22 protein-coding genes and 1 pseudogene are annotated in these 22,462 nt (G+C 71.2%); 12 read left to right on the top strand and 11 right to left on the bottom strand.

Annotation, left to right across the window (positions count from 1 at the left end):
* Window positions 1-137: 137 nt before the first annotated feature.
* The 7 genes and pseudogenes from ACIOGZ_RS34090 (at window position 138) to ACIOGZ_RS34120 (ending at window position 5,526) form a co-directional block, all read left to right on the top strand.
* Complete coding sequence (locus tag ACIOGZ_RS34090; protein WP_400988808.1) at window positions 138-350, top strand: hypothetical protein; 213 nt, start codon at window positions 138-140, stop codon at window positions 348-350.
* Entirely contained in the window at window positions 334-849 is a 516-nt protein-coding gene (locus tag ACIOGZ_RS34095; protein WP_400988810.1) for a DUF6879 family protein, read from the top strand. Before ACIOGZ_RS34090 ends, ACIOGZ_RS34095 begins: the two co-directional genes overlap by 17 nt.
* Window positions 846-1,680: pseudogene (locus ACIOGZ_RS34100) on the top strand (helix-turn-helix domain-containing protein). The gene ACIOGZ_RS34095 and the pseudogene ACIOGZ_RS34100 overlap by 4 nt, the downstream one beginning before the upstream one ends.
* 100 nt (window positions 1,681-1,780) lie before the next feature.
* A complete protein-coding gene (locus tag ACIOGZ_RS34105) occupies window positions 1,781-2,683 on the top strand; it encodes a phosphotransferase (RefSeq protein WP_371517495.1) in 903 nt (300 codons plus the stop codon).
* Between the two features lie 34 nt (window positions 2,684-2,717).
* Window positions 2,718-3,713, top strand: coding sequence for a nucleotidyltransferase domain-containing protein (locus tag ACIOGZ_RS34110; RefSeq protein ID WP_363584978.1), 996 nt, complete (start codon window positions 2,718-2,720; stop codon window positions 3,711-3,713).
* 10 nt (window positions 3,714-3,723) lie between these two features.
* Window positions 3,724-4,398 (top strand): histidine phosphatase family protein, encoded by a 675-nt coding sequence (locus ACIOGZ_RS34115; protein ID WP_363632108.1) that lies wholly within the window; start codon window positions 3,724-3,726, stop codon window positions 4,396-4,398.
* A gap of 9 nt (window positions 4,399-4,407) precedes the next feature.
* A complete protein-coding gene (locus ACIOGZ_RS34120) occupies window positions 4,408-5,526 on the top strand; it encodes a hypothetical protein (protein WP_363584975.1) in 1,119 nt (372 codons plus the stop codon).
* 137 nt (window positions 5,527-5,663) lie between these two features.
* Here the strand turns inward: ACIOGZ_RS34120 and ACIOGZ_RS34125 are convergent, their stop codons facing one another.
* The 7 genes from ACIOGZ_RS34125 to pdxH form a co-directional block, all read right to left on the bottom strand.
* Window positions 5,664-6,899 (bottom strand): cytochrome P450, encoded by a 1,236-nt coding sequence (locus ACIOGZ_RS34125; RefSeq protein WP_400988812.1) that lies wholly within the window; start codon window positions 6,897-6,899, stop codon window positions 5,664-5,666.
* Between the two features lie 143 nt (window positions 6,900-7,042).
* Window positions 7,043-7,204, bottom strand: coding sequence for a hypothetical protein (locus tag ACIOGZ_RS34130; protein ID WP_400988813.1), 162 nt, complete (start codon window positions 7,202-7,204; stop codon window positions 7,043-7,045).
* Complete coding sequence (locus tag ACIOGZ_RS34135; RefSeq protein WP_400988815.1) at window positions 7,205-7,741, bottom strand: DUF6879 family protein; 537 nt, start codon at window positions 7,739-7,741, stop codon at window positions 7,205-7,207.
* A 91-nt stretch (window positions 7,742-7,832) separates the two neighbouring features.
* The gene (locus ACIOGZ_RS34140) at window positions 7,833-8,642 is read right to left on the bottom strand and encodes an AAC(3) family N-acetyltransferase (RefSeq protein WP_363632238.1); all 810 of its coding nucleotides are present in this window, start codon (window positions 8,640-8,642) and stop codon (window positions 7,833-7,835) included.
* Between the two features lie 15 nt (window positions 8,643-8,657).
* Entirely contained in the window at window positions 8,658-11,099 is a 2,442-nt protein-coding gene (locus ACIOGZ_RS34145; protein WP_400988817.1) for an FxsB family cyclophane-forming radical SAM/SPASM peptide maturase, read from the bottom strand.
* A gap of 41 nt (window positions 11,100-11,140) precedes the next feature.
* Entirely contained in the window at window positions 11,141-11,323 is a 183-nt protein-coding gene (gene fxsA / locus ACIOGZ_RS34150) for an FxSxx-COOH cyclophane-containing RiPP peptide (protein WP_350877535.1), read from the bottom strand.
* 550 nt (window positions 11,324-11,873) lie between these two features.
* Window positions 11,874-12,506 carry a pyridoxamine 5'-phosphate oxidase gene (pdxH, locus tag ACIOGZ_RS34155; protein ID WP_363585069.1) on the bottom strand — a complete coding sequence of 211 codons (633 nt, stop codon included), beginning with the start codon at window positions 12,504-12,506 and terminating at the stop codon, window positions 11,874-11,876.
* Between the two features lie 416 nt (window positions 12,507-12,922).
* On the opposite strand from pdxH, the gene ACIOGZ_RS34160 reads away from it, so the two are divergent.
* Together ACIOGZ_RS34160 and serC are read left to right on the top strand one after the other, a co-directional pair.
* Window positions 12,923-14,023 (top strand): citrate synthase 2, encoded by a 1,101-nt coding sequence (locus tag ACIOGZ_RS34160; RefSeq protein ID WP_350877533.1) that lies wholly within the window; start codon window positions 12,923-12,925, stop codon window positions 14,021-14,023.
* Window positions 14,024-14,217: 194 nt separating this feature from the next.
* Window positions 14,218-15,336 carry a phosphoserine transaminase gene (gene serC, locus ACIOGZ_RS34165; protein WP_400988818.1) on the top strand — a complete coding sequence of 373 codons (1,119 nt, stop codon included), beginning with the start codon at window positions 14,218-14,220 and terminating at the stop codon, window positions 15,334-15,336.
* 311 nt (window positions 15,337-15,647) lie between these two features.
* On the opposite strand, the gene thpR is transcribed toward serC, so the two are convergent.
* The gene (thpR, locus tag ACIOGZ_RS34170; RefSeq protein WP_400808808.1) at window positions 15,648-16,235 is read right to left on the bottom strand and encodes an RNA 2',3'-cyclic phosphodiesterase; all 588 of its coding nucleotides are present in this window, start codon (window positions 16,233-16,235) and stop codon (window positions 15,648-15,650) included.
* Window positions 16,236-16,280: 45 nt separating this feature from the next.
* Here thpR and ACIOGZ_RS34175 point away from each other — a divergent pair, with 45 nt between their 5' ends.
* Window positions 16,281-16,799: a GNAT family N-acetyltransferase gene (locus tag ACIOGZ_RS34175; RefSeq protein WP_363584960.1), complete on the top strand. Its 519-nt coding sequence runs from the start codon at window positions 16,281-16,283 to the stop codon at window positions 16,797-16,799.
* Between the two features lie 58 nt (window positions 16,800-16,857).
* Here ACIOGZ_RS34175 and ACIOGZ_RS34180 read toward each other — a convergent pair whose 3' ends face one another.
* Both ACIOGZ_RS34180 and ACIOGZ_RS34185 read right to left on the bottom strand, forming a co-directional pair.
* A complete protein-coding gene (locus ACIOGZ_RS34180; protein WP_350877760.1) occupies window positions 16,858-18,147 on the bottom strand; it encodes an MFS transporter in 1,290 nt (429 codons plus the stop codon).
* A gap of 357 nt (window positions 18,148-18,504) precedes the next feature.
* Window positions 18,505-18,939, bottom strand: a complete 435-nt coding sequence (locus ACIOGZ_RS34185; protein ID WP_063348195.1) for a MarR family winged helix-turn-helix transcriptional regulator — start codon at window positions 18,937-18,939, stop codon at window positions 18,505-18,507.
* Between the two features lie 151 nt (window positions 18,940-19,090).
* Between ACIOGZ_RS34185 and ACIOGZ_RS34190 the strand changes: the two genes are divergently transcribed.
* Together ACIOGZ_RS34190 and ACIOGZ_RS34195 are read left to right on the top strand one after the other, a co-directional pair.
* The gene (locus tag ACIOGZ_RS34190; protein ID WP_363584958.1) at window positions 19,091-19,510 is read left to right on the top strand and encodes a VOC family protein; all 420 of its coding nucleotides are present in this window, start codon (window positions 19,091-19,093) and stop codon (window positions 19,508-19,510) included.
* A 309-nt stretch (window positions 19,511-19,819) separates the two neighbouring features.
* Window positions 19,820-20,626 carry an MHYT domain-containing protein gene (locus ACIOGZ_RS34195; protein ID WP_363584956.1) on the top strand — a complete coding sequence of 269 codons (807 nt, stop codon included), beginning with the start codon at window positions 19,820-19,822 and terminating at the stop codon, window positions 20,624-20,626.
* Window positions 20,627-20,746: 120 nt separating this feature from the next.
* On the opposite strand, the gene ACIOGZ_RS34200 is transcribed toward ACIOGZ_RS34195, so the two are convergent.
* Window positions 20,747-22,459: a hydrogenase maturation protein gene (locus ACIOGZ_RS34200; RefSeq protein WP_371517505.1), complete on the bottom strand. Its 1,713-nt coding sequence runs from the start codon at window positions 22,457-22,459 to the stop codon at window positions 20,747-20,749.
* Between the last annotated feature and the right edge of the window lie 3 nt (window positions 22,460-22,462).

A 22,462-nucleotide genomic window follows, 5' to 3' on the forward strand; every position in this document is an offset into this window, starting at 1 on the left:
GGAGCGTCAGAGCGGGAGACCCCCGGCAAGATTCTTATTCCAGATCAGGAATATGCCCGATACGGCTTGGACAGGCGCCGCAGCCGGCCTTAGCGTCGTTGATGGGTTGGGAGGCACTCGACCTGGAAGGGGTCAGCATGGCTGAGTACCCGCAACTGCTGCGTCTTACCGGCAAGTTCAACGGCCCGAACTGCGACGATGACGACTGCCCGAACGTGTACGCCACCGACCGAGGGACGTTCGTGGTCCAGGGCGACCACTTCACGGCCCTGAAGGTGCCCACCGGGGAGTCCGCCGTCGAGATTCCCCGACACGTCCTGGAGGAGGCCATCCGTGTTCTTGGATGGTGACCAGTGGCGCGCCCACTTCGACAGCTACCAGCACGAAGCGTTCCGGTTCGAGGCGCAGCCCGCCTACACCATGCCCAGGGAAGCAGAGAGCCTGGCCCGCTTTCTGCGCGGCGAGCCGAAGCCGGTCGATCACAACGCGGCGTGGCACCGGAGGGTGCACGGCTTCGTCTCCTCGGGGCGGACGATCGGCCGCGTCCGGGTGGTGCGCCGCCCCCTCACGGACTACCAGCGGTACCAGTTCGCCTGGGGCATCCCCGGCAACATCGCCGCCGGGGAAGACATTCGAATCCTGGACGCCACTGAAGGGAACTTCGGTATCCCCGACCAGGACTGGTGGCTGTTCGATGACACCTCGGCGGTCCACCTGAACTTCCGACCTGACGGCACCCAGATCAACCGGGAGCTGGTCAGCGGCGACATGCGCCGCCACCGCGAGTGGAAAAGAATCGCCCTGGCTCACTCCGTGCCGTTTTCCGAATATCTGAAAGAGCTCGGGTGACGCTCGATCCAGATCAGCTCGGCCGGTCGAAGTCCGATCTGGCCGAAACGCTCAGAAGGCTCCGCCTGGAAGCCGGTCTCACAGGAGACCGGCTTTCGGTGCGTTGTGGCATCTCCCAGAGCAAGATCAGTAAGATCGAGACCGGAAAACTGACCCCGACCCTCGTCGATGTGGAGCGCATCCTCAGGGCTCTTGGGGCTCCGGCCGCCCTCGTCCGGGAAGTATCCTCGCTGGCTCGTACGGCCAATACCGAGTGGCAGGACAAGCGAACCTCATGGCGCCGGGGCATCGAAAAGCGACAGGCGGAGCTGGCGTCGCTGGAGTCGGACGCGACAGAGCTGCGATATTTCCTGCCGGCAATGATCACAGGCCTCCTGGCCACGCCCGAGTACATTCGGGCCAGCTTGAGCCACTCCCCCGGCGACAGGGCGATCATCGTGGGCCGCAAGCTGGAACGCCAGGTGGCTCTCTACGACGAATCAAAGTCATTCACGTTCCTGCTCACGGAGCAGGCGGTGAATTGGGCACTGCTTCCTCCTCAGGCAATGGCCGTCCAGATTGACCGCCTTGCATCGCTCACCCATCTGCCGTCCGTTTCGAATCGGCGTGATTCCATATGGGACACTTATTACTCGCGGACCAATGAACACGTTCACGGTGTACGACGACCGCCTCGCCACTGTGGAGTCGTTCACCGGCCGTCTCGCATTTCGCGATCACCGGGACATCCAGCGCTATCGTGAAATTTTCTCGATATTCGAAGAATCCGCCCTCTTCGGCGACGAGGCCAGGGGGCGGCTCAGCGAATGGTCGATGATTTACCGTGGGTGATATTTATTCACTGACGGGAATATCGTTGTCCGGCCTGCTCGAACCCTCCTAGTCTGGACGCCTGCGCTACGGCGACTCGGTACGGCAGAAGGACGGGCCGATGAACACCTGGGAGTTCGTGAAGGACCGGACCGCCACCCGGGGTGCGGTCTGGAGATCGGCTGACGGCTCGCTCTACAAGCGGACCGGCGGAGAGGACTTGCGGGCGGAAGTCGAGTTCCAGCAGCTGGCCGCCGGACTTGGATACCCCGTACCTGCGATTGTCGACAGCGGATTCGAAGGCGGAAGTTACTTCGCCATCGAACGCACCATCGGCAACAGCTCACTGCACGAGGACGCCCTGGCCGACACTCAGCGGGCCGGACAGGTCGGCGACCACGTGATCAGCACCGCGGCCGCCGTCGCCTCGAAGCTCCTACAGGCCCAGGCGAGGCACCCTCTGCCCTCGACCCCGTGGTTCGAGAAGGCGGCCTTCGCAGCGGCCGTCTTCGAGGAGAACCCGGACTTCGACACGCCGCGGGTCCACCAGGCCGTCGAGCACGCCCTCGACCGGCTGTCCCGACTCCCCATCGTGCACGGGCACTTGGACTACGGTCTGCCCAACATCCTCACGGCCGGGATCATCGACTGGCAGCACCACGGACCGATCCCGTTCGGCTACGACGTGTACCCGGCGCTCGACATCGTGGCCTTCAAAGGTGGAGGCAAGGGCTACACCATCACCTCGGAGCAGCGCGCCACGTACACCGTCGCACTCGACCGGACCAGCACGTCCCTGATCGGCCGGCGGGTGAGCGATCACCTGGGCGACTTCCTGCTCGTCAAGTGCTTCTTCTTCCTCGCCCTCATGCGGCCCACTCACCCCGCAGGGCATGACAAGCACATCAAGTGGCAGTACCGCCGCGCCCTCTTCTCGATGGGACTTGAGCAGTATGAGTCGTCCACCACGATCGACACCGGAGCCTTCCCCGCTCTGGAGCAGTTCGCCGCTGAACACCGGTAGGCCGGTCCCCATCGTCCGCGACCGTGACTACCTGATGGATCACCACGGCGTCGTCTTCAAGGTCATCGGGGACAGCCACCCCGGCAGCCACTACCTGGGCTACGTCAAGTACCACCCGGACGAGAAGGGGGACCGGCGGGTGTTCGGCCGGACCTACCGGCAGAACAGTGTCGTGTCGAAATCCTTCGGCATCCTTGCCGACCGACCGGAGTGCTACGTCTACTCCGACGCCCTCGGCTGCGTCATCACGGGCATTCCGCGCGAGGACGTCGCCGTCCACTACTCGTGCCGCCAGGCCCTCTCTGCCATCCATGAGGAACCCGGATCGGTCGCCGACAATCCGGCAGGCAAGGACCTCCTGGCGATCACCGAGTGGGTCGCCACGAACGGCGCCCGGGATCTCCTGGGTGTCACCGGGTCCTTTCTCGTCGGCTGTTTCAACGAACGCTCGGACATCGACCTCGTCTGCTACGGGCCGGAGGGCTACGAGGCCGCCCAGGACCTGTTCCAGCAGACCGCTCTGATCAAGCCCTACGACGGAGACGACCTGACCCGGCTGTACATCCGCCGGGCCAAGTACATGGAGGGCAGCTCCTTCGAGGCCCTCATCAAGCAGGAACGCCGAAAGCTCCAGGGGCTCACCTCCAGCTCCGGCGCGCACATCAACTGCGAACCCATCCGCTCCGACCGCGACAGACCCTTCTCCCGCATCTCCTCCAAGGAGATCGGAGAGATCTCCCTCCTCGCGAGAATCACCGACCACGCCGAAGGCCTCACCACCCCGGCGCTCTATGGGATCAAGGTCAGGACCATCCTGAGCTCGACCATCGACGAGCCCGACTCCTTCGCCCGCCGGATCACCCACATGCGTTCCTACCTCGGCGCCTACACCGGCGCGTTCCGATCCGGAGACACCGTGCACCTGTCCGGCAAACTCGTCCACTCCCAGGACGGCGACCGCAGCAGCTTCGGCATCGAGCTCACCCCCTGGACCGTCAGCGGCTCCTACGTCGCCAACCTCGCCGCGTAGGCGCCGCGCGGTGGCCCTGCTCGTCATCCGGCACGCCGAGTCCGTCGAGAACGCCGACAAGTACCACGGCTTCTACCAGGACCCGCGCCCCTGCACCGGAGCCGTCGCCCACACCATCTCCCGCACGATCGTCGGCCTCACCCCGCACGGTTTCCGGCAGGCCCAGTGGCTCGCCGGCATCCTGCCGAAGCTCGCCGGCCCCACGCCACGCGTCTACACGTCGACCTACCGCAGGACGATCGACACCGCCGCGATCGCCCTGCCCGACATCCCCGACGGCTGGCCCCAGCAGACCACGCTCCTCGACGAGCAGCACTACGGCGACGCCACCTACATGACCAAGCGTGAGCTGAACGACAGCTACCCCGAACTCGCCGAGGACCGCCGCCTGCGCAAGCACCTCTGGACCGCACCGGGTGGCGGCGAGTCGCTCGCCGAAGGCGTACTCAACCGGGCCACCGAGTTCGCCGCCCTCGCCCAGGCCGAACTCCAGGAATCGAGCACCATCGTCGCCTTCACCCACCAGACCGCCGCAGTGGCACTCCGCTCCCTACTCGAAGCCTGCACCCTGCCCGAGATCCTCGCCGAGGAGCGGAAGGGCAAGATGCCCAACGCCGCGATCCTCCACTACGAACTGCGAGACGGCCGGTTCACCCGGACGCGAACCACGACCCCGCCGATCTAGGAGGAGTCCGTGCGACACCTGTTCCTCAACGGCCCTGTCCAGAACGGGACCTTCATCTTCGGCACCCGCCCCGGCAAGGCCGTCGGCATCCGCCTCGCCGCCGCCCTCAACGCCATCCTCGGCTCACCGCCCGCACCCCACCTGTGGAACACCGCCACCCTCGCCGGAGACCTCCGCCACCGCGAGGCTGAGGGGCCGAAGATCCCCCGTCAGCGCTTTGAGGCCGACCTCATCGCGAGCAAGTACGCGCCGGGGCAGTCTCCGGCAGGCGGCATCATGACCGACACCGACACTGAGGTCGCAAGCCTCGCCCTGGAGATGATCGAGAACAACCTCCGCGCCGGCACCCTGACCATCAGCCGTGAGACCGTTCCCACCTGCCGGGCCTGCGGCCACATGACCGGTACCGGTGGCCGCCCCTGCAACGCCTGCGGCAGCACCGACACCCGGGACCGCACAAGCCTTCACCTTGTCGCCGAACTCGCCAAGGACCGCCCCATCCTCGACCGCTCGGACATCCACGCCAGTCACCGACAGCAGCCCAGACACCTTCAGGGCACCGTCGGCAAGGTTCCAGGGCGCCTGATCCTCTCCCGTACCCGCGACCACGGCATCGACCTGTCGCCAGTCGGTCTCGACCGCCTCGTGCTCGACCCGCGCGCCGGCATCCATGCCACCGTCCTCGCCGCAGCCCGAAGGCACCGGGCGGAGGTGGCCGTCATGGCCACCACCCAGAATGCCGCCAACCACATCGCCGCCCACGGCCTGCACTTCCGCGAACACGACGGCATCCGCCTCCGCTATGCCCTCCACGGACACCTGCCCTACAACCACACGGCAGATCTTCAACCGCTCCACGACGCATACCGAGCCACCCCGGCGATCAAGGAGAGCTTCGAAGCCTGGTTCCTCCCCCTCTTCTCCCTGCAGGCCAAGGCCGCAACCCGGCCCGAGCAGTTGCCGGCAATCTTCAGGCACTACATGCGGGCGCACCTGGCCAGACCGGCTGCAGCCGACGAAGAGATGATCGAGGCCCTACGGTGCTCAGTCGAAGCCGGCAATACGGAATGGATCACTCGGAAACGCGTGCTGGCCGCCGCGATGACAGCTTGTGAGGCCACTGTGTAGAAGCATCCGGCCCTGCATAGGAAGTCGGGCCCACCGACTTCCTATGCACAGGGAGGCTCGACAGGAACGTCGCCGCCTTCGACGGAAGGGCGGCTCCCGCGAACTCGCGGGAGCCGCCCTTCCCCCAGGTGCCGCCGTCACTCTGCGGTGGGCCTCGGGACGATCCAGAGCTCGGCCGGGCCGCTGATGATGACGGACTCCAGGCGGGCCGGCGTCGGGCTGGCCGGGTCCAGGACACTGCCGGGGTAGGCGCCGAAGAGGCCGCCCAGGGCCACTTCGGCCTCCAGCCGGGCCAGGGGTGCGCCGAGGCAGAAGTGCGGGCCGTAGCCGAAGGACAGGTGCTCCTTGTCGGGGCGGGTCGGGTCGAAGTCGTCCGGCCGGTCCGGGTGGACCTCCGGGTCCCGGCCGGCCGCGCCGAATCCGAGCAGGATCGGCTCGCCCTGCCGGATGACCACGCCCTCGCCGAGGTCGATGTCCTCCAGCGGGTAGCGGAGCGGGATGTGCATCACCGGGCTCTCGTGGCGCAGGGTCTCCTCGATGACGTCCTCCCACGCGAGGGTGCCCTCGCGGACCTGGGCCAGGTAGTGGGGGTGGGTGAGGAGCGCCTGGACGGCGCTGGTGATGAGGTTGACGGCGGTCTCGTACCCGGCGCCGAGCATCAGGAAGAGCTCGTCGCGGGACTCCTCCTCGGCGCGGCCCGTGTCGCCGCCGGTGCTGACGGCGGCCACGTCGCTGGCGAGGTCGGGCCCGGGGTCGCGCCGTTTGAGCTCCAGCAGTTCGACCAGCACCACGTTGATCTCCGCCCGCGCGAGCGTCATCTGCTCGGTCGTCGCCGTCGTCGTCAGCAGGGTGTCCATCGACCGGCCGATCTGCGGCCGCATGTCGGCGGGTACGCCGAAGAGGTCGCAGATCACCGTCATGGTGAGCGGGAGCGAGAGGGCCCGGCGGATGTCCACGGCCTCGCCGGGGGCGAGGTCACGGAACGCGCCGACCAGGGCGGTGGTCGTCGCCTCGATCCCGGGCCGCAGCGCGGACACCCGGCGGGGCGAGAACGAGGGCGCCATCCGTCGTCGTGCCGAGCGGTGTTCGTCGCCGTAGCGGTTGAAGAAGTTCTGCTGGAACGCGATCGGGCCCATCGGCCACCCCTCGGGCACCGCGGCCAGGCCGGGCCAGTGCTTGCGCGGGTCGCGGGAGACCCGCGGATCGCCGGTCAGAGCGCGGATCACCGAGCTGCGGGTCACGGACCAGGCGATGATGCCGCCGGGGAGTTCGACCCGCACGGCGGGCCCGGCGGCGCGGAGCTCCGCGTTCTGCTGGTGCAGGGCCCGGGCGGTCATGTCCAGCACCGGGCAGCCGTTGTCGTCTGGAGCCATGGCATTGCTCCTCAGGATCTCTCGGGGGTGCCCCGGCAGTCCGTGCCGCGACACGTCCTGCCGTGTCCGGGGCCTGTGCTCCGTTCTAGAGCGGCGCGGAGCGGTCGTCAACGGGCCGGGACGGTGTTACCAGGATCATCCAGTCAGACGGACTGTGCACCGTCTACACCGACGGTCACGCCGAACCGGCCCAGGTCCGGCCTCCCCTCCTCCCCCACCACCAGGCCGGCTCGCTTGCGCAGCTCTCGCAGCTTCTTCCCCAGCTCGGACTTGGACTGTCCGAGCCGTTCCGGATCCAGAGACACTCAGCCGCTTGCTCTCACGTACTCCGAGAAAGGAACCGACTCGGATACGGCCAAGCGCTTCCACTCGACGAATCGGATCGGGTCGCCGTCGAACACCTCGCGACTGATCTGCGTCCCGTCCGGGCGGTAGTTCATCGGGACCACCCTGGACTCGTCGAACATCCAGAAATCCTGATCCGGTAAGCCCGGATTCTCGCGGCCGGTCAGGTCGAGAATCCGGATGTCCTCGCCGGCCGCGACGTTGTGGACATAGTGCGCGAACTCGAAACGGAGGTAGTCCGTCAGGGGCCGGGTGATCACGTGATCGCGCCGAACAGCTCCGTCGCCACCGAACCTGCTGCGAGGGTCGCACAAGAAGTCGGCCCCACCGACTTCTTGCGCAACACCGCATCCGTCGGCCCGCGTCCCAGGTGTCCTGGGACGCGGGCCGACGTCATGACCGGGCCGGGCCTGTGCGGAGAGCGCAGCCCAGCCCCCTCCACAGGTAGGCGCGTCCTTGTGCGTAGGAAGTCGGTGAGGCCGACTTCCTACGCACAAGAGACCTGGACAGGACCGTCGCCGCTTCGGCGGGGCCGAAGCGGCGACGGGAGCAACCGAACTGGAGGAGGGGTGGGGGACGCGCGGGGGCTCAGGGGCGGAGGAGGTGTTCGGCGAGGTCGACGGCTTCGCGGACGGGGACGAGGCGGCAGTCGGTGGTGCCGAGGTGGATGGTGGTGATGCCGGTGGCGGCGGCGAGGACCTGGGTGCCGAGGTCGGCGAAGTGGAGGTCGTCGAGCTCGGGGGCCCGGAAGGTGAGCCAGCCGTCGGGGCCGACGCAGCGGTACTCACGCAGGGGGACGTCGGGCATGCGCTGGTCGGCGAGGTGGAAGGCGGTGAAGCGGGCCATCGGGACGCCGAGCATCAGCACCCTGGCGTCGAGGTCGTAGAGGCGTCCGAGCGGGGACTCGGGGCCGAGGTGGGAGGTGAGGGGGTGGTGGGCGGTGATCTCGCGGGCGTGCCGGCCGAGGGCCGTCCAGGAGGTCTGGGGGTGGCGGCTGCGCAGGGCGCCGGGGCGGGTGCGGATCTCCTCGGAGAGGGCGCCCATGGTCGGCGAGCAGGGGGTGTTCGCCGGGTCGAACCGCGGCATCCGGGCCCGGTAGGCGGCGGTCTCGGCCGGGGTGAGGCCGGCGGTGGCGGTCTGGTGGATGCGCGAGGTGGCGGAGTTCTCGGGGGTGGCGGTGTAGGCGACCAGGGTGCCGCCGGGGCCGAGGACGTGGAGCAGCGCGTCGGCGACGGTGGCGGCGCCGCCGTCCACCGGGCCGAGGGCGCGCAGGGAGGCCTCGACGTGCACCACCATGCCTGGGCGGACGCCGAGTTGGGCGAACCCGGCGGCCAAACCCCCAGCGGTGAGGGCGGTATCGGTGAGGGCGGTGCCGGTGAGAGCAGTGACGGTGCGCATGGCCGCTCCTCTGGGTCAGACCTCGGCGGGGCGGGCGTGGCCGCGCTCGTGGCGGGCCCGTTCGGCGGCCCGTTCGGCGGCGGCGGGCAACGGCACGGCGAGCCACGGAGCGACGCTCTCACGCATGCCGTCGGCGAAGCGCAAGCCGAGCGCCGTGAGGGCGCCGGATCCGGCCAGCCGGTCGACGGCTTCGGCGGTGTACCGGCGCCAGAGCGCGAACTGGGTGCGCGCCCGGTCGGCGGCCTCGCCCGGCAGCCCGTCGTAGGCGAACGCACGGGTGCCCCAGTACTCGGTGACGGCGAGGTGCGCGTAGGTGCCCTGGAGCAGGCCTTCGAGCGGGCGCGGGTCGGGCCGCCAGGGCGCGAGGTACAGCTGGTCGTCGGCCGGGTCGTGGAGGTCGAACAGGTCGAGTACGGCGCCGAGTTTGACGTGCTGGAACTCGTGCGCGAGCAGCAGTGCGAGCGTCGGCGCGGTCGCGGGCCGGGCGATGCCGACCGCGCCGTGGGCCTGCCGGGCGGCCGAGCTGACGTCCCGCCCGGCGGGGCCCGGCCGTAGCGGGGTGATGGTGGTGAGGCCGGCCCGGAGGCCTTCCGCGTACGCGGGCAGGTCGTGCCCGAGCAGTTCCCAGGCTTCGCGCAACGCGCCCGTCCAGTCGAGCAGTTCGCCGTCGGAGAGCCGGCCGGCCACGGCGTGGTCGTGGCTGTCGCGCAGCGGGTCGACGTCCTCCAGGGTGACCGTCCACCCTCCGGCCAGCCGGACCCGCCGCAGCGGCTCGTCCAGGGCGGCGGACACCGATCCGTCGGACGCCCGCACGCTGAACCCGTCGGCCAGGCCGGTGACGACCGCCTCCCCGTCCGGGGCGGCGGTCCGCCCGAGGGTCGGCAGGTGCAGCCACCCGCCGCGCACCGGCACCGCGACCGCGTCCCCCCGCCCGGCGCGGACGGCGGCGGCGGCGGCCAGGGCGGCCAGCGGGCCGAGCCCGACGGTGAGGTCCCCGGCGAGCCGGCGGGCGGCCCAGGCGCGGGCGTACGGGTGGGCGAGGACGGTGTCGACGGCGGCGGGTGCGCTCGCGTCGAGTTCGGACAGCAACGCCCACGCGGCCGATCCGGGCTGCCCGGAGGCGTCCCAGGCGGCGGCCAGCATGGCCCGGGTGAGGGCGAGTTGGGCGCGGGACAGGGCCCGTACGGTGTCCTGGTCCCCGTACCCGCGGGCGAGCTGGTCGAGCTGCCGCTCGGTGAGGGTGGCCGGCACCACCGGCTCCCCGGCCTGGGCGGGGACAGAAGGACCCGCCGCGACAGCGGAAGCGGCGGCGGAACCGGCAGCGGAACCAGAGGCGGAACCGGCGGCGTCGCCGGCGAGTTCGTTGATGAGCTTCATGAGGTCACCGCAGTAGACGGAGGGATTGTCGAAGCCCGTGTCGGCCCGGTACCGGTGGGCGTACAGGCCGCCGCCGCAGCTGCGGACGACCGGGCAGGCCCGGCAGGCGGCGCTCAGCCCGGCCAGCCCCGACTGGCGGGCGGTCATGCCGGGGTGCAGCGCGACCTGGTCGAGGCTGTGCGTGAAGACGTCGTACCCCGTCTCCGGCGCGCCGTCGTAGGCGGTCTTGAGGCTGTCGGCCTGTTCGAAGCTGCCGTCCGTCTCCAGGACGACGAGGTCGGACGGTTCCAGGCCGAGCGATTCGGTGAGGCTGGAGAGCCCGCGCAACGTCCGGTGGACGGATTCGAAGGTGCGGACGGCGAACGGGCGGCCGTCGGCGTCCCATCTCCGGTACACGGCCAACAGCCAGTCCGCGTACGGCGTTCGCGCACCGTCGACGGCCGGTTTCGGCCGGTCCTCCCAGGTGGCGTGCGGCAGCAGGAAGTCGACGGCGGGGGGGTCGAGTTCGGCCAGGGCGCGGTAGACGGCGTCCGGGTCGTTCTCGATGTCGACGGTGCAGAGCAGCCCGGCGTAGAGGTGCCGGTAGGCGGGCCGGCGCAGCCGCTCGACCGCCCGCAGGACGTGCGGGTGGCTGCTGCGGCCGTCGGCGAAGCGGCGGTGGCGGTCGTTGGCGGCGCGGTCGCCGTCGAGCGAGACGCCGACCCTCATGCCGACTTCGGCGAAGAGTTCGCAGTAGGCGTCGTCGAGTTGGACGCCGTTGGTGTGGATGCGCAGGTCGAGTGCGCAGCCGGGCGGCAGGGCCGCCCGGAGCGCCTTGGCCGCGTGGCGTAACCGGTCCGGGCCGGCGAGCAGGGGCTCTCCCCCGTGCAGGACGACCCGGACGGCGGGCAGCCGGTGTGCGGCCGCGTGGTCGCCGATCCGCTCGGCGATCCTGTTCAGGACTTCGTCACCGATGACCTTGGGGCGTCGACGCCAACTGGTGTCGGCGTGCTCGTACACGTAGCAGTGATCGCAGGCGAGATCACACCGGCTGTGCACTTTCACGACGAACTGGGTGAAAGGCAGCGGAGTTGGCGTCATGGTCGATCGGATTCAGCCGGAGCCGATGGTCAGTCGGCCGATCAGATGGAGGAGTTGAAGGCCGCGACCGGCACCGCACCCGCACCGGTGTCGGGCAGGGCTCGTCGGATCCTGGTGGAGAGCTCCTCGGCGCCGAGCTGGGCGAGGTCGGCCAGTGAAGGCCGGGTTTCGCCCTGAGGCTCCGTCAGTTCAGTGCGGGGCATGGTGTCCAGTGCGGGTGTCATGTTCGATTCTCTTCCACGATGGGGGTTAGAGAGAAGCAGGGCCGGGTATATAGGTCGGCCTAGTCGACCAGGGTACTGCCAGCACGTGGGCTGCGCCGTGCTCTTGCGCGCCCCTAACAGCCCACTACCCCCTTCACGCAGCGAAGTCTCGCCAAAAGTTCACCCACTCGGCGGTCGCGTGAAGGCACCTGACCGGCGCACAGGGGACCGGCGTCGCGCCGCCGAACCCACCCTGGCGGCGCCCCTCCGCCGACGTACGGCCGCCGCCCCGGCCCGACCCGCTCCCCCGGCGCGGCCGGAGCCCGCTCCCCCGGCGCTCGCGCCCCATCCGAACCACCGGTCGGCGAAGGCCGGTTGGCGCGATTCGACAGCGCCCCGCACCCCCGCCACCGCACGACAGCCAGCCCGACGAGCCCGATGGCGGACCCGACGAGCCCGACGAGCCCGACGAGCCCGACGAGCCCGATGGCGGACCCGACGAGCCCGACGAGCCCGACGGCGAACCCACCGACGGACGCGCCGGTATTCGAACGCCTCGCAGACCCGCCCGCTACGGGCAGAGCCGCTCCACCCGCCACCCGCCCGCTCCGGCCGGATCGGCGAAGTAGCGCAGCCGGTCGTGCAGCCGGTTCTCCCGCCCCTGCCAGAACTCCACGCTCTCCGGGATCACCCGGTACCCGCCCCAGAACGGCGGCACGGGCACGCCCTCGCCCTCCGGGTAGCGGCGCTCCAGTTCGGCGTAGCGCTGTTCGAGGACGTCGCGCCCGCCGACCGGACTGGACTGCTCGCTGGCCCAGGCGCCGAGCTGCGAACCGTGCGGCCGGGTGCGGAAGTAGGCGGCGGTCTCGTCCCGGCCGACCTTCTCCACCCGCCCCTGGACGATCACCTGGCGGGCCAGCGCGATCCACGGGAACAGCAGCGCGGCGTACGGGTTGGCGGCGAGCTCGGAGCCCTTGCGGGAGCCGTAGTTGGTGAAGAAGACGAAGCCGCGCGCGTCGTAGCCCTTGAGCAGGACGGTGCGCGAGCTGGGCCGCCCCTGGGCGTCGGCGGTGGAGAGCACCATCGCGTTGGGCTCGACCACCCCGGCGTCGTCCGCCTCGTGGAACCAGCGGGTGAACTGGGCGATCGGCTCGGGCGCGAGCTGTTCCTCGACCAGGCCCTCGTGGGTGTAGTGCTTGCGCATCACGGTGAGGTCCGGTCCGGGCCGGGCATCGTCGGCCAGGATCCGGGTGGCGGGGCTCAGGGGCGTCGACTGGGCGCGTTCCGGGGTCTGCACGTCAACATCATCCCGTACGACAAGCAACCGGCACCGCTACCTCCGGACAAACCCCGGTGGGAGATAAGGTGTCCCGCCACCGCTCGACCGCCCCCCGTACGGTGAATTGTCCCGAACCAGGCGTTTGGTTCCGGAGATTCCCGGGCACGACCGACCCTCGGCGGAAAAGTCAAGCGGGCCCAAGCGCAACATCACCATGGTGGTGTATGGCGCAATGCACCCGGTGCCTGTCACTCTGGCACCGAGTGCCAACCACCATTCGGTCACTGGCGCGCCGCCCCACCACGGCGCAGCGCCGATCGCAGAACTGAAGGAGCCGTCGTATGTCCGACTTCGTACCCGGGCTTGAGGGAGTCGTCGCGTTCGAGAGCGAGATCGCCGAACCCGACCGTGAAGGCGGCGCGCTGCGGTACCGCGGTGTCGACATCGACGACCTGGTGGGCCACGTCTCCTTCGGCCACGTCTGGGGCCTGCTGGTGGACGGCAAGTTCAACCCCGGCCTGCCGGCCGCCGAGCCGTTCCCGATCCCGGTGCACTCCGGTGACATCCGGGTCGACGTGCAGTCCGCGCTCGCCATGCTCGCCCCGGTCTGGGGCCTCAAGCCGCTGCTCGACATCTCCGCCGAGCAGGCCCGCGACGACCTCGCCCGCGCCGCCGTGATGGCGCTGTCCTACGTGGCCCAGTCGGCCCGCGGCCAGGGCCTGCCGATGGTCCCGCAGAGCGAGATCGACAAGGCCGAGACGGTCGTCGAGCGGTTCATGATCCGCTGGCGCGGCGAGCCGGACCCGAAGCACGTCAAGGCCATCGACGCCTACTGGACCTCCGCCGCCGAGCACGGCATGAACGCCTCCACCTTCACCGCCCGCGTCATCGCCTCCACCGGCGCCGACGTGGCGGCCGCGCTCTCCGGCGCGGTCGGCGCGATGTCCGGCCCGCTGCACGGCGGTGCGCCGTCCCGCGTGCTCGGCATGATCGAGGAGATCGAGCGCACCGGCGACGCCACCACCTGGGTCAAGAACGCGCTGGACCGCGGCGAGCGCCTGATGGGCTTCGGCCACCGCGTCTACCGCGCCGAGGACCCGCGCGCCCGCGTGCTGCGCCGCACCGCCAAGGAGCTCGGCGCCCCGCGCTTCGAGGTCGCCGAGGCGCTGGAGAAGGCCGCGCTGGAGGAGCTGCACAACCGCCGCCCCGACCGCGTGCTGGCCACCAACGTCGAGTTCTGGGCCGCGATCATGCTGGACTTCGCCGAGGTGCCGGCGCACATGTTCACCTCGATGTTCACCTGTGCGCGCACCGCGGGCTGGTCGGCGCACATCCTGGAGCAGAAGCGCACCGGCCGGCTCGTGCGCCCCGCCGCGCGCTACATCGGCCCCGGCCCGCGCCGCCCCGAGGAGATCGAGGGCTGGGACGCCATCGGCCACTGAGCCCGCCGAGCGCCCCCGAGCGCCCGCCGAACGCCCCCCGAGCGCCCCGGGCGCCCCGCGTCCGCACCACCCCTGAGCAGCGGGTCCGACCTCCGTCGGGCCCGCTGTTTCCGCAGCTGGGAGCCGTGAAGATCACAGTCTCAGCGGGCGGACGACCGTACCCCGGGCGGCTCCCCGGCCGGTAGGCTGCGCGCGTGGCTCAGATCCAGATCCCCGCTGACATCAAGCCCGCAGACGGCCGTTTCGGCTGCGGACCGTCCAAGGTGCGCCCCGAGGCCCTGAGTGCCCTCGCCGCCACCCAGACCTCCCTGCTCGGCACCTCACACCGCCAGGCCCCGGTCAAGAACCTGGTCAAGCGCGTACGCGAGGGCGTGAGCAGCCTCTTCTCGCTCCCCGAGGGCTACCAGGTCGTCCTCGGCAACGGCGGCTCCACCGCCTTCTGGGACATCGCCGCGTTCGGCCTGGTGCGGGAGAAGTCCCAGCACCTGGACTTCGGCGAGTTCTCCTCCAAGTTCGCCTCCTCGGTCAAGGCCGCGCCGTGGCTCGCCGAGCCGAGCGTCATCAAGACCGCCCCGGGCACCCACCCGCTGCCGGTCGCCGAGGCCGGCGTCGACGTCTACGGGCTCACCCACAACGAGACCTCGACCGGCGTCGCGATGCCGATCAAGCGCCCGGTGGGCGCGGACGAGGGCTCGCTGGTCCTGGTGGACGCCACCTCGGGCGCCGGCGGCCTGCCGGTGGACATCACCGAGACCGACGTCTACTACTTCGCCCCGCAGAAGTCCTTCGCCTCCGAGGGCGGCCTGTGGCTGGCCGCGTTCTCCCCGGCCGCCCTGGAGCGCGCCGCCGAGATCGCCGGCTCCGGCCGGTACGTCCCGCCGTTCTTCGACCTGCCGACGGCCATCGACAACTCGTCGAAGGACCAGACGTACAACACCCCGGCGATCTCCACCCTGTTCCTGCTGGCCGACCAGCTGGAATGGCTGAACGGCAACGGCGGGCTCGACTGGGCCGTCGCCCGTACGGCTGATTCCTCGTCCCGGCTGTACGCGTGGGCCGAGAAGTCCTCCTACGCCAGCCCGTTCGTGGCGAACCCGGCCGAGCGCTCCCAGGTGGTCGGCACCATCGACTTCGACGAGTCGGTGGACGCCGCCGCCGTCGCCAAGGCACTGCGTGCCAACGGCATCGTGGACACCGAGCCGTACCGCAAGCTGGGCCGCAACCAGCTGCGCGTCGCGATGTTCCCGGCGATCGACCCGGCGGACGTCGAGGCGCTCACCCACTGCATCGACTACGTGGTCGAGCAGCTCTGAGCGATCCCGTGCACGGCTGAGGGCCACCGCCTCCGGGCGGTGGCCCTCAGCCGTTGCGGCGGGGTCGACCCACCGGGCCGGGTAGGCGTGCCCGCCGGCCCGGCTACCCGCCGACCATCGAGCTGATCAGCACGACGACCAGCAGCAGCACCAGGGTGCCGGTCACGATACGCATACGAGTCTTGGGATCCACGGTCAACGAGCGTACCTCCGGACCATCCGCCGACGGATCGGAGCCCCGGGCCCAACGGCCACCCCGGGCCCAACGGCCATCCCGGACCCCCCCGCCCCGGACCCGGGCGCGCCCCGGCTCAGCTCCAGTCGGCGAGCGGCCAGGCGCGCAGCGAGGAGTAGTGGGCGAAGCCGCCGTCCAGGTCGCTCTGCATCAGGTGCAGCTCGGCGGCCTCCCACTCGGGCCCCCGGTAGCCGGCCAGCGCGGCCGCCAGGGTGTCCAGCTCGGCCGCCGCGAGCCGCTGGACGGCCCGCCGGTGGCCGCGCGAGGAGCCGGCCCGGGCGAGGGTGAGGTGCGGGTGGAAGGTGAAGGCGTCGACCTCCCCGGTCACCCCGGCGGCGGCCTCGGACACGGCCTCGGCGAGCCTGCGCAGCGCCCAGGTCTGCCCCTCCACCCCGGCCCAGAGCACCCGGTCGCCGAACCGCCCGGCGCCGGACAGCCGCAGCCGGTGCACCGGATGCACCTCGGCGACGGCGGCCAGGCCCGCCTCCAGCTCCGGCAGTTCCTCGGCCGGCACCTCGCCGAGGAAGGCCAGGGTCAGGTGCCAGCCCTCGACGGTGGTCCAGCGCAGCCGGTCCGCCCCGGGCAGCCCGCGCACCGGCGCCACCGCGTCCGACAGCCCCTGGAGCGCGTTGACCGGCGGCAGGACCGCCACGAAGAGCCTCATGGGGACATCTTCCCGCGCGAGGCCGTTTGGGCTAGAACCTTTCGTATGAAGATCCGCACCGGGGGACCGGACGACATTCCCGACATCCTCGCCCTGCTCGACGGCGCCGTGGGCTGGCTGGCCGGCCAGGGCCGCACCGGCCAGTGGGGGGACCAGCCCTTCAGCACCATCCCGGCCCGGGTCGAGCAGGTCGCCGGGTACGCCGCCGAACCGTTCCTGATCCGCCTCGCCGAGGACGCCGAGGGCCGCGCCATCGGCTGCTGCGTGCTGTCCGAGCAGCGGGGGAAGTACATCCCCCCGGTGGACGAGCCCGAGCTGTTCGTCCGCATCCTGGTCACCGACCGCAGCCGCAAGGGCTCGGGGATCGGCGCCGCGCTGATCGCCGACGCGGTCGAGGAGACCCGCCGGCGCGGCCTCGGCCTGCTGCGGGTGGACTGCTACGCGGGCGCCGACCGCAGGCTGGTCGGCCAGTACCGGGCACTCGGGTTCACCGAGACCGAGTCCTTCGAGGTCGAGCAGCCGGACGGCGTCTGGCCCGGTCAGGTCCTCGCGATCCGGCTCTGACCCTCGACCCTGCACCGAAGCCCCGGGGCGGACCACCGCCCCGGGGCATGACGCCTCGTCAGCAGGCGGGCGCCAGCTCCGACTTGTTGGCGGTGACGGTCCGCGGCACGAAGGCCACCACCCGGCCGCCACGGCCGGGGTGCAGGTCGAACCGCACCCGCAGGTCCGCGCTGCGGGCCAGCACCAGGCCCACCACGCCGGCCGCCAGCGCGGACACCAGTCCGCAGGCCAGCAGGCCGAGCCGGGGCCCGTACGAGGCGGTCACCCAGCCGACGATCGGGGCGCCGATCGGCGTGCCGCCGGTGAAGACCAGCACCAGCAGGCCCATCACGCGACCGCGCATCGCGGGGTCAGTGGCCAGCTGCAGCGTGGAGTTGACTGAGGTGTTGAAGCTGAGTCCGAACACCCCGATCAGCGTCAGCAGCACCGCGAAGGTCCAGTAGTCGGGCGCGAACGCGGCCACCACCTCCAGCGAGCCGAAGGCCAGCGCCGCCGCCACCAGCCGGCGCAGCCTGGGCACGCCCCGGCGGGCGGCGAGCAGCGCGCCGGCCAGCGAGCCGACCGCCATCGCGGTGTTCAGCAGGCCGTACTGGCCGGCGCCGACCTTGAAGGTGTCGTAGGCGAAGCCGGAGAGCAGCGTCGGGAAGTTGAAGCCGAAGGTGCCGATGAACCCGGCCAGGACCATCGGCCAGAGCAGTTCGGGCCGCTCCTTGACGTAGCGCAGGCCCTCCCGCAGCTGGCCCTTCTCGCGGGCGATCGGCTCGGTCGGGCGCAGTTCGCTCTCCCGCATGGCGAGCAGCCCGCCGATCACGGCGGCGAAGGACAGCGCGTTGACGGCGAACGCCCAGCCACTGCCGACCACGGCGATCAGCAGGCCCGCGACGGCGGGGCCGACCAGCCGGGCGGTCTGGAAGTTGGCGGCGTTCAGGCTGACCGCGTTGGCGAGGTCCTTGGGCCCGACCATCTCGGACACGAAGGCCTGCCGGGTCGGGTTGTCGACCACGGTGACCAGGCCGAGCAGCAGCGCGAAGGCGTACACGTAGTACGGCGTCACGACGCCGCCGATGGTCAGGACGGCCAGGCCGGCGGCCAGCAGGCCCATGGCGCCCTGGGTGTAGATCAGCAGCCGGCGCTTGGGCATCCGGTCGGCGAGCACGCCGCCGAACAGGCCGAGCAGCAGCATCGGCAGGAACTGCATGGCGGTGGTGATGCCGACCGCGAGGGGACTGCCGGTGAGGCTGAGGACCAGCCAGTCCTGGGCGATCCGCTGCATCCAGGTACCGGTGTTGGACACCACCTGGCCGGCGAAGTAGTAGCGGTAGTTGCGAACGCGAAGGGAGGAGAACATCCCCCCGGGCCTCGTGAAGCGGGCACCTGCGGGAGACGTGGACGCGTGGGTGCGTCCGGGAGCGGCGGGGTCGTCCGCCGCGGTGCGTTCGTCGGGGTCGTCGTCGCCGCTGCCGGGCAGCCCCGTGGGGGCGGGCGCCTGGAGGTCGGCGGCCGCGGCGCCTGCCGCGGCGGGGTCGGTGGTCTGGTCGTCGGTGCGGATGGCGGCGGCGCTGGCTGCGGCCGGCGGTGTCACGGTGGTCTCCCCTCGCGGCGCGGCGGCCCGAACTGCGGCCGTCGTGCTCCTGGTTTCGGTGGTCGGTCCTGCGGTGATGCGGTGCTCCTTCTTCTCCCGGCCGGCGGGCCGGGGTCGGCGTGCCTAGAGGTGTGCGAGCTTGTAGAGCACGGGCGCGGCCTCCCGGAGGACGGCCCACTCCTCCTCGTCGAGCCCCTCGGCGAGCTCGGCGAGCCAGACGTTGCGGCGACGGCGGCTCTCGGCGAGGATCGCCTCGGCCTGCTCGGTGCTGCTGACGACGACCTGGCGGCGGTCCTCGGGGTGCGGCTCGCGCCGCACCAGCCCCTTCTCCTCCAGCATCGCGACGATCCTGGTCATGGAGGGCGGCTGCACGTGCTCCTTCCGGGCGAGCTCACCCGGTGTCGCCTTTCCGCATCTGGCGAGGGTGCCGAGCACCCCCATCTCGGTGGGGCTCAGCGACTCCTCGACCCGCTGGTGTTTGAGTCGACGGGAGAGGCGCATCGTGGACGATCGCAGCTGATTGATCGCTGCGAGGTCCTGCTCGGACATCTCGGGCATGTTCTTTAGCTTACGTCATTACTCTCGCTAAGGAAAATGCGTTCCCAGTCCACCCCGCCGGCCCCGTCCGTTCACCGCGCGCCGGAAGATCGGCCCGGTGCGATGCTGGTGCTGGGTCTCGAATGATCTCGACTGGAAGGGCCGACCAGACATGTCCGACCTCGCCGCCGACCCCGCCTCCGGCCTCGCCGCCGAGCCGGACGACACCGGCTTCGCCCGCCTCGCCATGGTCACCATCGACTGCGCCGACCCGATCGCGCTGGCCGGGTTCTACGGCGAGCTGCTGGGCTGGGAGAGCCGCCACCTGGACGAGCAGTTCGCGATCCTGGACAACCCGGAGGGCGGCAGCCCGCTGGGCTTCGGCCGGGTCTCGGGCTACCGGCCGGAGCCGTGGACGGAGCCGGACGGCGGCAAGCACTTCCACCTGGACTTCTACGTGGACGACCTGGACGAGGCGATCGCGAAGGCGCTCGCGCTCGGCGCGACCGAGCCGACGTACCAGCACGGCCGGACGCTCAAGGTGCTGATCGACCCGGCCGGCCACCCGTTCGGGCTAGCCCCGCTGGAGTGACCAACCCGGAGTGACGAACCCGGAGTAACGGACGAACCGCCCGGCGGCCGTGCGCAGGCGGTGTCAGGAGTTGGTGCCAAGATCATGCAGACCGCGTAAAGGTCCATCCTGACCAGGGACTTCACGAAAAGCGCGAACCTTGTGCGACCGTCCGGTAGTGGTTACTGTCCCCCGTTGTCAGGGGCACCACACGCCAGGTCTCCCTTCGGCGGCGCCGTTCCCGCGCCCGTTGCCGCGTTCCCTCCCGACCACCCGTGTCCGCCCGAGGCCTGGCGCCCTTCCTCCCCCGCATCCGTCCTGGGAGCTCTCTTGGGTGAGATCCATCATGCCGACCACGGCTGGGTGACACCGGCGGTCTCGTACTTCGTCGCCTGCCTCGGCGCCTTCGTCGCCCTGCGCAGCGCCCGCTGGGCACTCGTCTCGCAGGGCCGCACCCGGGTGCTCTGGCTGCTCTTCGCCTCGACCTCGCTCGGCGCCGGGATCTGGTCCATGCACTTCATCGCGATGCTCGGCTTCTCCGTCACCGGGGTCGACATCAGCTACCGGCCCGGACTGACCGTGCTCAGCCTGCTGGTCGCCATCGCCGTCGTCGGCATCGGCCTGTTCACCGTCGGGTACAGCCGCCGGCCTGTCCTGTCCCTGCTGGCCGGCGGGCTGACCACCGGCCTCGGGGTCGCGGCGATGCACTACCTCGGAATGGCCGCGATGGTCCTGCCCGGCCACCTCGGCTACGACCGGCTCACGGTCGGACTGTCCGTCGCCATCGCCGTGTTCGCGGCCACGGCCGCGCTGTGGGCCACCCTGAACATCCGCGGCACGCTCGCCGTCCTGGCGGCCGCGCCGGTCATGGGCGTGGCAGTGTGCGCGATGCACTACACCGGCATGGCGGCGCTCTCGGTGCGGCTCGACTTCTCGCACTCCACCCAGGGCGGAGTGATGGCGCTGCAGTTCATCTTCCCGCTCGGGGTCGGGCTCGGCTGCTACGTCTTCTTCGGCTCGCTGGCCTTCGCGGTCTCGCCGAGCCGCGGCACCACGCAGCCGCTCCTGCTCGGCCCGGCGGCCCCGTTGGTCCCGCGCCAGCCGCGGCGGCGGGACGAGGCCGGCGTCAGGCGCTGAGCCGGGCGGGCCCCACCCCCCAAGCCCCGAGGGCGTCCGACCGGGTCCCCCACCCCGGCCGGGCGCCCTCGGCTCACTTTCGGCGACCGCCCCCGCCTCGCTCCCGCGACCACCCCTGCCTCACTCCGGCCGCCCCAGCAGCCCGGTCAGGTGCGCGGGCGTGGCCACCGGGCAGACCTTGTGCACGAAGTCCCGCCGCAGCGCGTGGTAGGGCTCGCCCGCCCGGTAGAAGTTGGCGTGCATCCGCCGCAGTTCCTCCGCCCGGTACTCGGCCAGCGGCTTCGCCTCCTCGTCGGCGGACCGGCGGCGCTTCTTGTCGACCAGCCGCCCGGTGAGTTCGGGCGAGGCTCCGAGCGCGGCGGCCTCCCGGACCACCCAGCGCCGGAAGGCCGCCGCGTCCCCGCCGCAGGTGCGGTCCACCAGGCCGATCCGGCGGGCGTGTTCGGCGCCGACCGGCAGCGCCTCGGTGGTCAGCCGCGCGGCCTGCTCGTCGCCGACCCGGCGCGGCAGGGTGTACGTCCAGTACTCGGAGCCGTAGAGGCCCATCAGCCGGTAGTGCGGGTTGAGCACCGCCGACTCCCGGCACCACACCTCGTCGGCGGCGAGGGCCGCCATCAGGCCGCCGGCCGCCGCGTTCCCGGCCAGGGCGGCGACGGTGAGCTTGTCGGTCGTGGTGAGGACCGCGTGGACCAGGTCGTCCATCGCGTTGATGTTCTCCCAGGACTCCAGTGCCGGGAACGCCGCACCCTCGATGACGTTGAGGTGGATCCCGTTGGAGTAGAAGTCCCGGGGCGCCCCGAGCACCAGCACCGAGGTGGGCCGGCCGGCGGCCTCGCGGTAGGCGGCGAGCAGCCGGCGGCACTGCCCGGTGCTCATCGCCCCGCCCGCGTAGGCGAATTCGAGGTAGCCGACGTCGCCCTCCTCGCGGTAGCGCAGCTCCGACCAGGTGTCCCGGTGGGCCGCCGAGGTCGGCGTCACCGGGACTTCGCGGACCCGGTGCAGGCGGCCGGCGAGCACCGTCGCGGCCGGCTGCTTGAAGGTGGCGGGCCCGCCCGGGGTGCGGCGCGGGCGCAGCTGGGGGATCCAGACCGCGCCGTCCACGGTGGCACGGCAGATCGCGCCGTCGCGGGTGGCGAGCACGGCGCCGGGCACCGGGCCGCGCAGCTCGTCCTCGGGGTGGCCGCCGTGCAGGAAGTACTCGCGTCCGAACAGCTCGTCGAGCACGCCGGGTTGGGAGTCGGCGGCGCGGAGCTTGCGCAGCACGGTGGCGGTGTCGTCGGCGGCCCAGTCGATCCGGCGCGCGTCCTGCCGCAGCAGGGGCCGCAGCCTGCCGTGGACGTCCGGCCGGTCGTAGTCGAGCGGTTCGGGGGTGAACAGCCCGCCCTCGAAGCGCTGGACGGCGAGCAGGACGGCCTCGACGGCGGCGTCGGCGACCTCGCCCCGGTACAGCTCGCTCTTGCCGCAGTCGGTGACGGGGAACTCGACGGACGCCCAGATGTCACCGGCGTCCATCTCCTCGACGGCCTGGAGGACGGTCACGCCCCAGCGGTCCGCCCCCTCGGTGATCGCCCAGTCGAGCGAGGAGGGGCCGCGGTCGCCCTGGGGCCCGGGGTGCACGATCAGGACGGTCCGGGTGGACCAGATGTCCTGCGGGACGGCCTTGGTGAGCATCGGACAGATGATCAGCTCGGGGTCGGTACGGTCCACCGCCGTCCTCATCGCCTCGTCGCCGAGGGCGAGTTGGACGGCGACCTGGTGGCCGCGCCCGCGCAGCTCGGTGTGGACGCGCTGGGTCAGGCTGTTGAACGCGCTGGCGATCAGGAGAATGCGCAAGAG

Source organism: Kitasatospora sp. NPDC088160, assembly GCF_044741445.1.
In the GTDB taxonomy this organism is placed as follows: Bacteria; Actinomycetota; Actinomycetes; order Streptomycetales; family Streptomycetaceae; genus Kitasatospora.

Excerpts from the sequence above, each read along its gene's own strand:
- pdxH (WP_363585069.1), bottom strand. The coding sequence starts at position 12,506 with ATGCGCAAGCACTACACCCACGAGGGCCTGGTCGAGGAACAGCTCGCG.
- ACIOGZ_RS34110 (WP_363584978.1), top strand. The coding sequence starts at position 2,718 with ATGGATCACCACGGCGTCGTCTTCAAGGTCATCGGGGACAGCCACCCC.
- thpR (WP_400808808.1), bottom strand. The coding sequence starts at position 16,235 with ATGAGGCTCTTCGTGGCGGTCCTGCCGCCGGTCAACGCGCTCCAGGGG.
- ACIOGZ_RS34145 (WP_400988817.1), bottom strand. The coding sequence starts at position 11,099 with ATGACGCCAACTCCGCTGCCTTTCACCCAGTTCGTCGTGAAAGTGCAC.
- ACIOGZ_RS34140 (WP_363632238.1), bottom strand. The coding sequence starts at position 8,642 with ATGCGCACCGTCACTGCTCTCACCGGCACCGCCCTCACCGATACCGCC.
- ACIOGZ_RS34160 (WP_350877533.1), top strand. The coding sequence starts at position 12,923 with ATGTCCGACTTCGTACCCGGGCTTGAGGGAGTCGTCGCGTTCGAGAGC.
- ACIOGZ_RS34090 (WP_400988808.1), top strand. The coding sequence starts at position 138 with ATGGCTGAGTACCCGCAACTGCTGCGTCTTACCGGCAAGTTCAACGGC.
- ACIOGZ_RS34190 (WP_363584958.1), top strand. The coding sequence starts at position 19,091 with ATGTCCGACCTCGCCGCCGACCCCGCCTCCGGCCTCGCCGCCGAGCCG.
- ACIOGZ_RS34180 (WP_350877760.1), bottom strand. The coding sequence starts at position 18,147 with ATGTTCTCCTCCCTTCGCGTTCGCAACTACCGCTACTACTTCGCCGGC.
- ACIOGZ_RS34105 (WP_371517495.1), top strand. The coding sequence starts at position 1,781 with ATGAACACCTGGGAGTTCGTGAAGGACCGGACCGCCACCCGGGGTGCG.
- ACIOGZ_RS34125 (WP_400988812.1), bottom strand. The coding sequence starts at position 6,899 with ATGGCTCCAGACGACAACGGCTGCCCGGTGCTGGACATGACCGCCCGG.
- ACIOGZ_RS34175 (WP_363584960.1), top strand. The coding sequence starts at position 16,281 with ATGAAGATCCGCACCGGGGGACCGGACGACATTCCCGACATCCTCGCC.
- ACIOGZ_RS34185 (WP_063348195.1), bottom strand. The coding sequence starts at position 18,939 with ATGCCCGAGATGTCCGAGCAGGACCTCGCAGCGATCAATCAGCTGCGA.
- fxsA (WP_350877535.1), bottom strand. The coding sequence starts at position 11,323 with ATGACACCCGCACTGGACACCATGCCCCGCACTGAACTGACGGAGCCT.